The organism is Micromonospora sp. RV43, from assembly GCF_001029515.1.
In the GTDB taxonomy this organism is placed as follows: Bacteria; Actinomycetota; Actinomycetes; order Mycobacteriales; family Micromonosporaceae; genus Micromonospora; species Micromonospora aurantiaca.
The window spans coordinates 24012-36362 of sequence record NZ_LEKG01000006.1 but is presented as its reverse complement, the minus strand read 5'-3'; the positions used below and the strand labels follow the sequence as shown (position 1 = coordinate 36362).

The following is a 12351-nucleotide window of genomic DNA, read 5'->3' as shown; positions in this document are numbered from 1 at the left end:
CCGCCGCTCTACTTGCGGTAGACGGTGATGTGCCGCTCGTCGGAGTCGCGCAGTGGTCGTCCGTCCCAGTGACCCCAGCGCGACTCCATGGTGAGCCCGCCGAGGCGGGCCATCAGGTCCATCTCCGACGGCATGACGGTGCGGATGCGCATCGGGAAGAACCGGATGCCGTCGGGCCGCAGGACCGCGAACTGGATCGACGAGCACTGGGAGATCCGCTCGCGCCGGGTGAACGTCATCACGACGTGGTCCTTCTCCACCCGTACGGTCTGGGTGCGCTGGTTGCGGTCGTACCGCGCCGGGTCGGGGATCGACGTCTGGATCACGAACCGCCCGCCCGGCTCCAGGACGTCGGCGACCTTCTGGAAGCAGCGGATCTGCTCCTCCTGGTCGGTGATGAACGGCAGCGTGTCGAAGACCGCGTACGCCAGCGAGAACTTGTACGGCAGCGTGAAGTCGGTGAAGTCCTGCACGTGCACGTGCACCAGTTCGCCGCCGGGTTTGTCGCGCAGCTGCGTCAGCATCCCCTCCGACGCGTCGATGCCGTGCACCTCGATGCCCCTGCGGGCCAGCGGGACGGCGACCCGGCCGGTGCCGACGCCGAGTTCGAGCACGGGCCCGCCGCCGGCGTTCTCGGCGAGCCACTCGATCGTCTCCTCGGTGTCACCCGGGTCGCCGGCCCATCCCGTCCCGTCGAAGACGTCGGCGACGGCGTCCCCGTAGGTGAAGATCTCGAAGCCTTCCACCGTGTTCTCCTCCACGCCGGTGATTGGGGTACCGGCGAATCGTGGCGGACGAGTGCGCCTGACGCTGCGCTGTTGTGAGCACGAAGTGAGGGCAACTCGATTGGTGTATCGGTGGCGCCGCCGACGGTTCAGCCGGTATGCTGCTGCCCCTTCGGGGCCTGCTGTCCATTCGCAACCGTCTAATGAGCAGGCCGGTCGCGACACACCCGGCGACCGTGGCGTGGACGACGGCGGATTGCTAGGCTCGGGCCACGCTTTCGATCGGACGACAAATCTCCAGGAGACATGAATGGCTGTCGGTCGCTTGGCGGCGGTAACACTGGATTGTTCCGAAATCGCCCCGCTGGTGGCCTTCTACCGGGAAGCGGCCGGCCTCGAGCCGGTGCACGAGTCGGAGTCCGGCGCGTTCCTCAGCAACGGTGACGGCGTCGCCGTGGCGTTGCAGCGGGTGGAGAACTACCGGCGTCCGGAGTGGCCCGGGCAGACGGTTCCCCAGCAACTGCACCTCGACCTGGCCGTCGACGACATCGAGACGGCCGAGACCGAGCTGCTGCGCCTGGGTGCGACGAAGCCCGCCGACCAGCCCGGCGACGCGAAGTGGCGGGTCTTCCTCGACCCGGCCGGTCACCCGTTCTGCGCCTCGGTCTGGGACTGAAAGAGAACCACGGAAGGAATGAGACAAGGTGAGCACCGCGACTGCTTCATTTACGCTCGACTCCTGGGACGAAGACGAGTGGCAGGAGACCCCCGACGGCATGAAATTCTCGCGGGCCTCGGTCACCAAGACGTATTCCGGTGAACTCGAGGGCACCAGCCGCGCGCAGTTCCTGTTCGCCTATGGCAAGGGCGGCGCCGGATACGTCGGTCACGAAGTGATCGAGGTGTCGATCGGCGGTTCCAAGGGCAGTTTCATGCTCCAGCACCAGGCCGTCGGGTTGATGAGCGACGAGGAGGGCGGCGCCGAGTGGCACATCGTGCCGGGGACCGGCACCGAGGGGCTCGCCGGCATCCAGGGCACCGCCACCATGCGCAAGCTGGAGGACGGCAGCCACACCTTCACGCTGAACTACGAACTCCTCGACGAGCTCGTCTGACGCGCTGAGATCGAGGCGGAGGGCCGCTACCGGGAAGCCGGTAGCGGCCCTCCGCCTCGGGCTGTCACGGCACGTCCGCCACCGCCGTGACGGGCCGCGCGGCGTCCAGCAGCATCCTGCTCGCCTCGTGGCGCGGGTTGCCGAACACCTGCTCGACGGTCCCCTCCTCGACGATCCGCCCGCCGCTGAGCACGGCGACCCGGTCCGCGTTGCGGGCGATCACACCGAGGTCGTGCGTCACGATGAGCACCGCCAGGCCCAGGGTCCGCCGCAGCGAGTCGAGCAGGGCCAGGACCGAGGCCGCCACCTGGGCGTCGAGGTTCGACGTGATCTCGTCGCAGACGAGCACGTCGGCCCCGGCGGCGAGCGCGCGGGCGATCGCGACGCGTTGCCGCTGCCCGCCGGACAGCTCCCGCGGCAGCCGCGACGCCAGCTCCCCCGGCAGGCCGACGAGCCCCATCAGCCGGCGGGTCTCCGCCGCCACCGCCTCGGCCGTCATCCCACCGGCCAGGCGGACCACCCGGCCGATCGCCGCGCCCACCGGCCGCCGCGGGTTCAGCGACCCGCCGGAGTCCTGCGGGATGAGCTGCATGCGGCGTCGCTGGTGCACCGGCCGGCGCCCGAGCGTCGGCTCCAGGACCTCGCCCGACAGCGTCACCCGGCCCGAGCTGGGGCGCAGCGTCCCGACGACGGCCCGGGCGAGCGTCGTCTTGCCGCAGCCCGACGTGCCGAGCAGGGCCAGCGCCTCGCCGGCGCGCAACCGCAGGGACACGTCGTCCAGGACGACCCGCCCTCCGCGCGGCACGGTCAGCCCGGACACGGTCAGGACCTCCGCGCCCCGCACCGGCGTGGCGGCGCGGCGGCGCATCTCGGCCGGCAGGTCCGGCACCGCGGCGAGCAGGTCCCGGGTGTACGCGGCGGCCGGGCGGGCGAGCACCTGCGCTGTCGGTCCCTCCTCGACCACGACGCCGCCCCGCAGCACGATCAGGCGATCGGTCATCCGGGCGGCCGCGGCGAGGTCGTGGGTGACGAACACGACCGCCAGCCCGCGGTCGGCGGAGAGCCGGTCCAGCTGGTCGAGCACCTGCTTGCGCACCAGCCCGTCCAGGCCCGTCGTCGGCTCGTCCAGCACCAGGCCGCGCGGGTCGCCGGCCAGCAGCCGGGCCAGCGCCAGGCGTTGCTGCTGGCCGCCCGAGAGCTGGTGCGGGTACCGGCGCAGGAAGGCCCGGTCGCCCGGCAGGCCCACCTCGACCAGCCCTCGGCTCACGGCCGCGTCGGACCGGTCCGCGGCCAGTTCCCGGATCTGCGCCCGGACCCGCAGCGTCGGGCTCAGCGCCGACGGCGGGTCCTGCGGAAGGTACGCCAGCACCCGCCGCCGGACCCGGCGTACCTCGGCGCCGGAGGCCGTCAGCACGTCGTGCCCGTCGACCACGACCGTGCCCCCGGCCACCCGCAGTCCGCGCCGTACCGCGCCGACGAGGGCCATCGCCAGTGTCGTCTTGCCCGCCCCGGACTCGCCCACGACGGCGACCCGCTCACCCTCGGCGACGCGCAACGACAGGTTCTCCAGGACGGCCCGGCCGGCGGTGTCCTCGACCCGCAGCCCACTGATCTCGATCATCGCAGCACCCGCCCGACGATCCGGTCGATGCCGAGGTTCGCGGCGACGGTGAGCACACCGAGCAGGATCGCCGGCACCGCGACGCCCCACGGGGTGAGCTGGATGCCCTCGACGTTCTGGCTGATCATGGCCCCCCAGTTCGGGCCGCTGGAGCCGAAGCCGAGGAACGCCGCCGCCGCCGTCAGCGTGACCGCGATGGCGAGGCGGGTGCCGAAGTCGGCGAGCACCGGCCGGACGATGTTCGGCAGGATCTCCCGGACGATCACCGACAGGTGCGAGTCACCGCCGGCGTAGGCGGCCACCACGTACCCGTCCTCGACCGCGCGGAGCGTCTCGGCCCTGGTGACCCGGGAGACGAACGGCGTGCCGGTCAGCACCACCACGATGATCATCGTGGTGGCGCTGTACCCCCAGCCGTGCAGCAGCACCAGCAGGATCAGCACCGGCGGCAGGCCCAGCAGCAGGTAGTCCAACCGGGACACCACGGCGTCGGTGATCCCGGCGAAGTAGCCGCCGACCAGGCCCAGCACCAGGCCGAGCACGGTGGCCAGGATCGTCGCCACCACCGGCACGGCCACCAGCGGCCGGCCACCGGCCAGCACCCGGTCCAGCACGTCCCGTCCGGCGCTGTCGGTGCCCAGCGGGCTGCCGGCCGTCGGGGCGCTGTAGGGCAACCCGACGATCCGCTCCGGCTCGCCGGCGAACAACGGGCCGAACAGCGCCACGCCCAGCACCAACAGCACCACGGCCACGGCCGTCCCGGCGAGCAGCCACCGCGCGGCCCTCATCGGGCGGCCACCCGCAGCCGGGGGTCGACCGCGAGGACGAGCAGGTCGGCCACGATGAACGAGACGAGGATGATCGCGGCGAGGAGCAGCCCGACCCCCTCCAGGACGGCGGTGTCGTGGTTGCGGACCGCCGCCACGAGCGTCTGCGACAGGCCCGGGTAGTTGAAGACCACCTCGACCACTGTGGTGCCGCCGAACAGCCCGGACAGCAGCCACGCGAACGTCTGCGCGCACGGCGGCGCCGCCGCGGGCAGCAGGTGCCGCGCCACGACCACCCGCTCGGGCAGCCCGGCCAGCCGGGCCGCCTCGACGTGGGGCATCGCGTCCGCGTCGATGACAGTCGCCCGCACGATCCGGCTCGCCCACGCCGCGCCGAACAGCGTCAGCGCGACCACCGGCAGCACCAGGATCTCCGGCCGGTCCAGCGGTCCGCCGCCCAGCGGCGGCAGCGAGATCGCCGGCAGCAGCGGCCACAGGTCGGCGAAGACCAGCACGAGCAGGCCGGCGGTGACGAACTGCGGGATCGACACCGCCACCACCGCGACGGCCGACACCGCCCGGTCCACCCGGCCGCCCGGCCGCAGCCCGGTGAGCAGCCCCAGTCCCATCGCCAGCGGCACCGTCACCGCCGCGGTGAGCCCGACCAGGAGGCCGGTGGCGGCCAGCGGCTCGGCCACGACGTCCACCACCGGCCGGTGCATCGAGGTGCTGGTGCCCAGGTCGAGGCGCAGCGCCGCGGTCCCCCACTCGACGAACCGCACCGGCCAGGGCCGGTCGACGCCGAGTTCGGCCCGGCGCTGCGCGACCTCCTCGATGGTGGCGTCGGGCCCGAGTGACGCCGACGCGGCGTCACCCGGGAGCACCTCCGAGCCGGCGAAGAGCACCACCGCCACCGCGAACAGCGTGGCCACCGTCGCCAGCAGCCGTCGGGCCAGGAACCCGAGCGCGGTCACGCCGGCCCGGTCGCCCGGTCGAACAGCTGGACCGACTGCATCGTGCGGACCCCGCTGATCCCCTTACGGGCGGCGTCCAGCTGCTCCTGGAAGCCCCACAGCAGATCGCCGCCCTCCTTGTAGAACTCCTCCTGCAACGCCTTGAACGCCTCGGCGCGGGCGTTGTCGTCGACAGTCGCCTGGGCCTTGGCCAGCCGCGCCTGGTAGGCCGCCGACGTGCCGGTGACGTTGAACGGCGCCTTGCCGTGGGTCACCGCCGACAGGTGCACGGCGGCCGGCCGGTTGACGTAGTAGAACGCCTGGAACGGGTGCGTGGCCAGCGTCATGAGGTCGGCGTAGTAGGCGTCGGGCGAGATCTCCTGGAGGGTCAGCTCGACGCCCGCCTCCTTGAGCTGCTGGGCCATCAGCCGGCTGGCGTTGAGCATGCCGGGGACGATCTCGCCGGTCCGCAGCGTCAGCTTCGTGATCCCGGCCTCGGCGAACAGCCGCTTCGCCTGCTCCAGGTCACGGGCGCGCGCCGGCAGGTCGGCGTAGCCGGGCAGGCTCTTGCCGACCACGTCGTCGGCCGTCGAGCCGAGCCCGAGCAGCGCGTTGTCGACGAGCGCCTGCCGGTCCACGGCGAGCCGGACCGCCTGGCGGACCCGGACGTCGTCGAACGGCGCGAGCTTCTGGTTCATCGCGAACGACAGCGCGTTGGCGTTCGCCGGACCGCCGCGTACGACGGTGAGCTCGCTGTTCGCCGCCTCGGTCTTCGCGCCGGTGGAGCTGATGCTGACGGCGTAGTCGACCTGTCCCGCCTTCAGCGCCGACAGCCGGGCGCCGGCGTCGAGGATGCCGACGATCTGGAGTTCGGCGACGCTCGGCTTGCCACCCCAGTACTGCTCGTTGGCGACCAGCCGGGTCGTGGTGCCGTTGCGCTCGGCCAGCCGGTACGGGCCCGAGCCGATCGGCTTGCTGAACTCGGTCATGCCGGCCGGGAAGACCGGCGAGAAGACGACGAGGACGGCTTCCTTGAAGTCACCGCGGGGGGTCAGCAGCGGGACGGTGACGGTGCGGTCGTTGACGGCTGTCACCTTGGCGAGGTCGACGTTGGCGTAGACGGAGGCCCGGTTGCTGGGCTTGGCGCCGAGCGTACGGATGCTGTGCACCACGTCGGCCGCGGTGACCGGCTTGCCGTCGTGGAACGTCACCCCGGAGCGCAGGTTGATCGTCCACACGCTGCCGTCGGCGTTCGGCTGCACCGACTCGGCGAGCTGGTACTTGTACTCGCCGTTGTCGAGCACCATCAGCGAGTCGTACACGTGCCGCATGACGATGAGGGTCGCGCCGATGCTGGTCAGGAGCGGGTTGCCGGCTTCGGCGTCGGTGACCGCGTTCGGCGCGCCCACCTTCAGCACCGTCAGCGACCCCCCGCCGGCCGCCGCCGGCGACGGCTGCTCGTCGTCGTCGCCGCAGGCCGACAGCAGCGGCACGCCGGCCACCGCGGCGCCCGCGACGAGCCCCATCCGGAGCAGCGCGCGGCGATTGAAGGGCGAGTCGTAAGGGGTGGGCGACATGGTTCCTCCACAAAGGTCGTGCCGGTGAGGTCGGATCGCAAGACGTCTGCGGATCTGACGGTCGCCGATCACCGGCACGGGTGTCTGCTCAATAGGGCGCGGTGTCAGGGGGCCGTCGGGGCGGACATCAGCGCCATCAGTTCCGGTGTGTACAGCTCCCGCAGCGGCACGATCCCGGCCACCGCGTCGAAGTAGCGGGTGGTCAGTTCGGGGCTGCTGCCGACGGCGCGCAGCAGCGCGCGGCGCTTGTCCCGGGCCTCGGCCTGGGCCACCAGCAGGGTCGCCTGGTAGTTCTCCATCAGCCGCTGCTCGCGTTCCCGGTCGTAGTCGGCCAGCGCGGCGTCGAGCCGTGTCCGGTCGGCCAGGTGCTCGCCCACCGACTCGGCGAGCAGGTCGGCCTGCATGAACGCGTCGGAGATGCCGCGCGCGGTCAGCGAGTCCTTGTGGTGGCCGGCGTCGCCGACGAGCGCCCAGCCCGGGCCGTGCGCGCGGCGGAAGAAGTTCTGCTGGTCACCCGTGCCGTGCACGCCGCCGATCTGCCGGCCGCGCTCCATCTGCTCGTACAGCCGCGGCGCGTTGGTCCGCACGTTGTCGAGGTAGGCCGCGCGCGCGTCGTGCCGGACCTCGTCGAAGCGCTGCTGCGGGTAGTAGGCGGCGATGAGCACCGCGCCGTCGTTCGTCGGCACCGCTGACACCCAGCCGGTGTCGCCCTCGTACATCTCGAAGTGTGTCTTCGGCCCGTCCCAGAACGCGTAGTACGCGCAGGTCAGCGGCGGGTGGGACGTCGTCGTGGGCGCGCCGGTGAGCCCGGCGACGGTGGAGCGCATCCCGTCGGCGCCGACGACCAGTGCGGCCCGCTCGTCGCCGCGGTCGGTGCGCACACCGACGACCCGGTCGTCCTCCCACAGCAGGCCGGTGACGCGGCAGTCGTCGCGGAACTCGGCGCCGGCGTCGACAGCGGCGCCGGCCAGCAGCGGGTCCAGGATCGAGCGGCGGGGCGCGTACGCCGCGCGGATGCCGTCGATGCCGCTGCAGCAGCCCTCGACGCGCACGTCACCCAGCTCGTAGACGACGTGGTCCAGCGGCGGGCAGCCGGTGGCCCGAAGCGCGTCCAGCAGACCCCAGCGAGCCAGCCGCGCGACGCCCGGCTGCTGGATGTACAGCGTGGAGAGCTTGTCGGCCGGGAAGGCGCTGCGGTCCAGCAGCAGCACCCGGTGGCCCTGGCGGGCCAGGAGCATGGCGGTCGGCGCGCCCGCGCAGCGGGCCCCGACGACGACGACGTCGTACATGATCGTTCAACCTCCATCGGCGGTACGGGCGAGGACCACGGCCGTGTTGATGCCCCCGAAGCCGAAGCCGGTGGACAGCGCGTACCGCAGCCGGGCGGGCTCGGGCCCGGCGCCGGCGAACCGGATCCGGGCATCGATCGGTCGGGCCAGGTTCGGGTTGGGGTGCACGAAGCCGCCGGTGAGCTGCGCGACGGTGGCGACGGCCTCGACCACCCCGGCCGAGCCGAGGCAGTGACCGGTCAGCGCCTTGGTGGCGTTCACCCACGGCCGGCCGGCGGCGGCGCCGAGCACGTCGTGCAGCGCCGCGAGTTCCGTCTCGTCGCCCAGCCGGGAACCGGTGGCGTGGGCGTTGACGTAGTCCACCTCGTGCGGGGCCAGCCCCGCGGCGGCCAGGGCGGCCCGGATCACGCGGGCCTGCCCGGCCGCGTCGGGGTCGGCGAGCCGGTTGGCGTCCAGGCCGAGGGCGTACCCGGCCACCGTCGCCAGGACCGCCGCGCCACGCCGGGCCGCGGCGGCCGGGTGTTCCAGCACCAGCGCCGCGGCGGCCTCGCCGGGGACGAAGCCGCGCCGGTCGTGGTCGAACGGCCGGCAGGCGGCGGCCGGGTCGCCACCCGGCTCGGCGAGCGCGCCGAGCACCGCGAAACCCCGGTGGTGCATCGGCGTCAGCTCGGTGACCGCGCCGACCAGGACGCAGCAGTCCACCGCGCCGGCGGCGACCAGCCGGGCGGCGTGCACGATGCCGACGTTGCCGCTGGCCGAGGCCCCGCCGACGGTGAAACCCTCGCCGGTGGCGGACAGCACCTCGCTGAGCGTCCCGACGTGGTCGGTGTCCTGGACGTGCAGGGCGAACCGCGCCGGCAGGTACGCCGGCCGTTCCTGCCAGGTCCGGTACAGCTCGTGCGTGTACCGCGCGGTCAGGTTGTGCCCGGCCACCACGATCCCGACCCGGTCGCCGGGGATCCGGGCGCCGGGCAGGCCGGCCCCGGTCCACGCCTGGAGCGCCGCCGCGACGGCGGCCCGCACCGGCTGCGGCGCGCGCGCCGCGGCCCGGACCGCCCGGCGGCGCAGCGGCTCGGGCACGCCGGCCACCGCGTCGTCGAACGACCACCCGGTGATCGGCGCGGCCAGGCCGTCAGCGGTGCCGACGACACCGCTGCGGCCCGCCCGCAGCGCCGTGGTGAACGACGGGACGTCCGCACCGATCGCGCAGACGATCCCGGTGCCGGTCACCGCGACCGTGCTCACATGTGCGTCCGCAGCAGCTCGACGATCCGGTCGAGGTCGTTGACGTCGCGGAACTCGGAGATCGGCACCACGATGCCGAGCCGCTCCATGGCCAGCGTCACGACCTCGGCCCGGTCGATGCTCGTGCAGCCGAGGTCGCTCAGCGTGCGCCCGGCGGTGACGCTCGCCGGGTCGACGTCCGGGACGACCTCGACGAGGCTCGCCTTCACGACCTCGAAGACGGTCATGCCGGTGACACCCGCGCCCCGGAGCGGTCCCGCCGGGTGAACCGGTGGCCGCGCGTGGTCTCGGTCGCCATCCGGTTGTGCGGGTTGCCGTTGTGTCCCGCGACGAGCACCGAGCCCCAGCGGTCCAGCGACACGGCGCCGCCGTACTCCTCGATGACGTCGGTGTCCGGGTAGACGTCCACCGACACCGGCACGTACCGGCCGGCGAAGCCGAGCCGCATCTCCTCGGTGCGTCCCGCGTGCGGCAGCGACGCGTGCATCAGCGTCGACCAGAACATGATCGCCTCGCCGGGCCGCATCACCATCGACACCGCCTTGGACTCGTCGGGCTTCCAGTCCGGGTCGATCTGCAGCTCGCGGTAGTCGTAGCCGAAGAACCCGCGGCGTACGCCGTCCTTGTCGGTGCTGTTGATGGAGGCCGGGTCGTAGTGCATGCGCTTGGTCTCGTCGTAGAACATCGTCCGGTGGGTGCCCGGGATGAACTGGAGGCACCCGGTCTCCTCGTTGGCCTCGGTGAAGGCCGTCCAGACGGTGATCGTGCCGCCGAAGTCCTTCGCGTCGCCGGGCCAGAGGATCTGCGGCTTGCCGGAGGCGTTGGCGAACGTGTCGGCCTGGTGCCAGTCGGTGCCCTCGTCGCCCGGGTACTTGGGGAAGAACTCCGACCGCCAGCACTGCACGTCCGGGCCGAGCACGCTGACGACGCGGTCGACGATCCGCGGGTGGCAGATGTGGTCGGCCAGGAACTCGTTGTCCAGGTGCCGGTCGTAGTTGGAGATGTTGGTGTTCCCGGAGAGCGCGGCCTCGTCCTGGTAGACCGCGTGCGAGCGGTCCAGCAGGCGCAGCCGTTCCCGCCGCCACCGCCGCTGCATCTCCTCGACCTCGTACACCGGGAACGGGCCGAAGTACCCGTTGCGGTGGAAGTCGGCCAGCTCCTCGTCGGTGAGCGTGTAGTCGTCCTCCATGTCATCCTCCTACCTGTTGCAGGGAATGGTGGCGTCGGGACGCGTCCACCACCTCGGCGAGGCACCCGACCGTGGGCTCCTCCATCTCGGCGCCGGTCAGCGCGATGCCGAACCGGTCGTTCACCATGGCCACGATCCGGGTCAGGGCCAGCGACGTGGCGCCCAGGTCGAACAGGTCGCCGTCCACCGGCACGTCGCGGCGCAGCACCTCGTCGGCGATGGCCTTCACCCCGGACACCGCGTCGTCGCCGGCCTGCTCGGCCTGCTCGGCCGGCTCGGCCAGGCGGTCCAGGACCGCCACGTCGGCTTTGCCCTGCACGGTGAGCGGGATGTCGGCGACCACGTGGAAGCGGGACGGCCGCAGGTAGCCGGGCAGGTCCGCCACGGTCACGGCGAGGTCCGCCTCGGTGAGCGCGGACGGGTCCGCGCCGGGCGGGGGCGCGACGTAGGCGACCAGGCGTACGTCGCCCTCGCCGAAGTCCTGGGCGGTCACCAGCGCGGTGCCGACGCCGGGGTGCGCCAGGATCGCCGCCTCCACCTCGCCCGGCTCGATCCGGTAGCCGCGGACCTTCAACTGCCTGTCGACCCGGCCGAGGTAGACCAGGTCGCCGTCGGTCCGCACGGCCCGGTCCCCGGAGCGGTACCAGCGTTCACCGCCGGACTCGGCGAAACGTTCGGCGGTCAGCTCCGGCTGGTGCAGGTAGCCCCGCGCCAGCCCGGCGCCCGCCACGTACAGCTCCCCCGGCGTGCCGTCCGGCACCGGCGCACCGGTCTCGTCGCGCAGCTCGATCCGTACGCCGGGCAGGGGCCGGCCGATCGGGCTCACCGACGGCCGGTCGAGGTCCGCCGCGACGATCCGGCGTTCGGTGGCGTGCACGGTCACCTCGGTGATGCCGTACATGTTGACCAGTTCCGGCCGGTCGTCGCCGCGCCGGGCGATCCACGGCGCCAGCATCGCGACGTCGAGCCGCTCGCCGCCGAACACCACCAGGCGCAGGTCGTCCGGGCCCTCGTCGGCCAGGTAGGCGGCGGCGAGCTGGCGGAACGCCGACGGGGTCTGGTTGAGCACCGTGACCTGTTCGCGCCGCACCAGGTCCAGCATCAGCGCCGGGGTCCGGGCGACGCGCCCCGGTACGACGACGAGCCGGCCGCCGGACAGCAGCGCCCCCCACAGCTCCCAGACGGAGAAGTCGAAGCCGATCGAGTGGAACAGCGTCCACGTGTCGTCGCCGCCGAAGCCGAAGCGCTCCGCGCCGTGCTCCAGTAGCGCCACGACGCTGCGGTGCGACACCTCCACGCCCTTCGGCGCCCCGGTGGAGCCCGACGTGTGGATGACGTACGCGGGGTCGTCCGGCCCGGCCTCACCGGCGGGCTCCCGTACCGCGTCCGCGCCGACGGCCCGGTCCGCCGGGCCGGCACCGGCCGCGGCCTCGGCGGCCGTGCCCTCGCCGTCCTCGTCGTCGGTGTCGTCGTCGTCCTCGCTGTCGTCGGCCCACAGCACCGGACCCGACCACTCCGCGAGCGAGTCGGCGGTACGGGTCACCGCCACCGTCACCGGAACCCGGCTGCCGGCCAGCACGGCCGCGACCCGCGCGGCCGGATGCTCGGCGTCCACCGGCACGTAGGCGCCGCCCGCCTTCACCACCGCCAGGACGCACACGACCAGGTCGACCGAGCGGTCCACGCACACCCCGACGTGGACGCCGGGGCCGACCCCGTACCCGCGCAGCCGCTCGGCCAGCTCACCGGACAGGCGGTCCAGCTCGCTGTAGGACAGCCGGTGGTCGCCGCAGGTCACCGCGATCCGGTGCGGCTGTTCCGCCGCCCGCCGGGAGAAGATCGTGTGCAGGCAGTCAGTCACGGGCATCGG

Annotated in this window: 12 protein-coding genes; 2 read left to right on the top strand and 10 right to left on the bottom strand. The window is 73.1% G+C overall.

Going from position 1 to position 12351, the window contains the following annotated elements; all coding sequences use genetic code 11:
• Positions 1 to 8 precede the first annotated feature (8 nt).
• On the bottom strand, positions 9 to 761 hold the full coding sequence (locus ABD52_RS02970; RefSeq protein WP_235437314.1) for a class I SAM-dependent methyltransferase: 753 nt from the start codon (positions 759 to 761) through the stop codon (positions 9 to 11).
• Positions 762 to 1035: 274 nt separating this feature from the next.
• Here ABD52_RS02970 and ABD52_RS02965 point away from each other — a divergent pair, with 274 nt between their 5' ends.
• Positions 1036 to 1401 carry a VOC family protein gene (locus tag ABD52_RS02965; RefSeq protein WP_013287018.1) on the top strand — a complete coding sequence of 122 codons (366 nt, stop codon included), beginning with the start codon at positions 1036 to 1038 and terminating at the stop codon, positions 1399 to 1401.
• 28 nt (positions 1402 to 1429) lie between these two features.
• Positions 1430 to 1840 (top strand): DUF3224 domain-containing protein, encoded by a 411-nt coding sequence (locus tag ABD52_RS02960; protein WP_013287019.1) that lies wholly within the window; start codon positions 1430 to 1432, stop codon positions 1838 to 1840.
• A 64-nt stretch (positions 1841 to 1904) separates the two neighbouring features.
• Here the strand turns inward: ABD52_RS02960 and ABD52_RS02955 are convergent, their stop codons facing one another.
• The 9 genes from ABD52_RS02955 to ABD52_RS02915 form a co-directional block, all read right to left on the bottom strand.
• Positions 1905 to 3461 carry an ABC transporter ATP-binding protein gene (locus tag ABD52_RS02955; RefSeq protein WP_030268242.1) on the bottom strand — a complete coding sequence of 519 codons (1557 nt, stop codon included), beginning with the start codon at positions 3459 to 3461 and terminating at the stop codon, positions 1905 to 1907.
• Positions 3458 to 4249 (bottom strand): ABC transporter permease, encoded by a 792-nt coding sequence (locus ABD52_RS02950; RefSeq protein WP_013287021.1) that lies wholly within the window; start codon positions 4247 to 4249, stop codon positions 3458 to 3460. Before ABD52_RS02950 ends, ABD52_RS02955 begins: the two co-directional genes overlap by 4 nt.
• Entirely contained in the window at positions 4246 to 5202 is a 957-nt protein-coding gene (locus tag ABD52_RS02945) for an ABC transporter permease (protein WP_013287022.1), read from the bottom strand. Before ABD52_RS02945 ends, ABD52_RS02950 begins: the two co-directional genes overlap by 4 nt.
• The gene (locus ABD52_RS02940; RefSeq protein WP_047890695.1) at positions 5199 to 6758 is read right to left on the bottom strand and encodes an ABC transporter substrate-binding protein; all 1560 of its coding nucleotides are present in this window, start codon (positions 6756 to 6758) and stop codon (positions 5199 to 5201) included. The genes ABD52_RS02945 and ABD52_RS02940 overlap by 4 nt, the downstream gene beginning before the upstream one ends.
• A gap of 104 nt (positions 6759 to 6862) precedes the next feature.
• Positions 6863 to 8047, bottom strand: a complete 1185-nt coding sequence (locus tag ABD52_RS02935) for an NAD(P)/FAD-dependent oxidoreductase (protein WP_013287024.1) — start codon at positions 8045 to 8047, stop codon at positions 6863 to 6865.
• Positions 8048 to 8053: 6 nt separating this feature from the next.
• Positions 8054 to 9292: a beta-ketoacyl synthase N-terminal-like domain-containing protein gene (locus tag ABD52_RS02930; protein ID WP_047890694.1), complete on the bottom strand. Its 1239-nt coding sequence runs from the start codon at positions 9290 to 9292 to the stop codon at positions 8054 to 8056.
• A complete protein-coding gene (locus tag ABD52_RS02925; protein WP_013287026.1) occupies positions 9289 to 9519 on the bottom strand; it encodes a phosphopantetheine-binding protein in 231 nt (76 codons plus the stop codon). Before ABD52_RS02925 ends, ABD52_RS02930 begins: the two co-directional genes overlap by 4 nt.
• Positions 9516 to 10481, bottom strand: coding sequence for a chlorinating enzyme (locus tag ABD52_RS02920; protein ID WP_013476310.1), 966 nt, complete (start codon positions 10479 to 10481; stop codon positions 9516 to 9518). Before ABD52_RS02920 ends, ABD52_RS02925 begins: the two co-directional genes overlap by 4 nt.
• A 1-nt stretch (position 10482) precedes the next feature.
• Entirely contained in the window at positions 10483 to 12348 is a 1866-nt protein-coding gene (locus tag ABD52_RS02915) for a non-ribosomal peptide synthetase (protein WP_047890693.1), read from the bottom strand.
• Positions 12349 to 12351 lie beyond the last annotated feature (3 nt).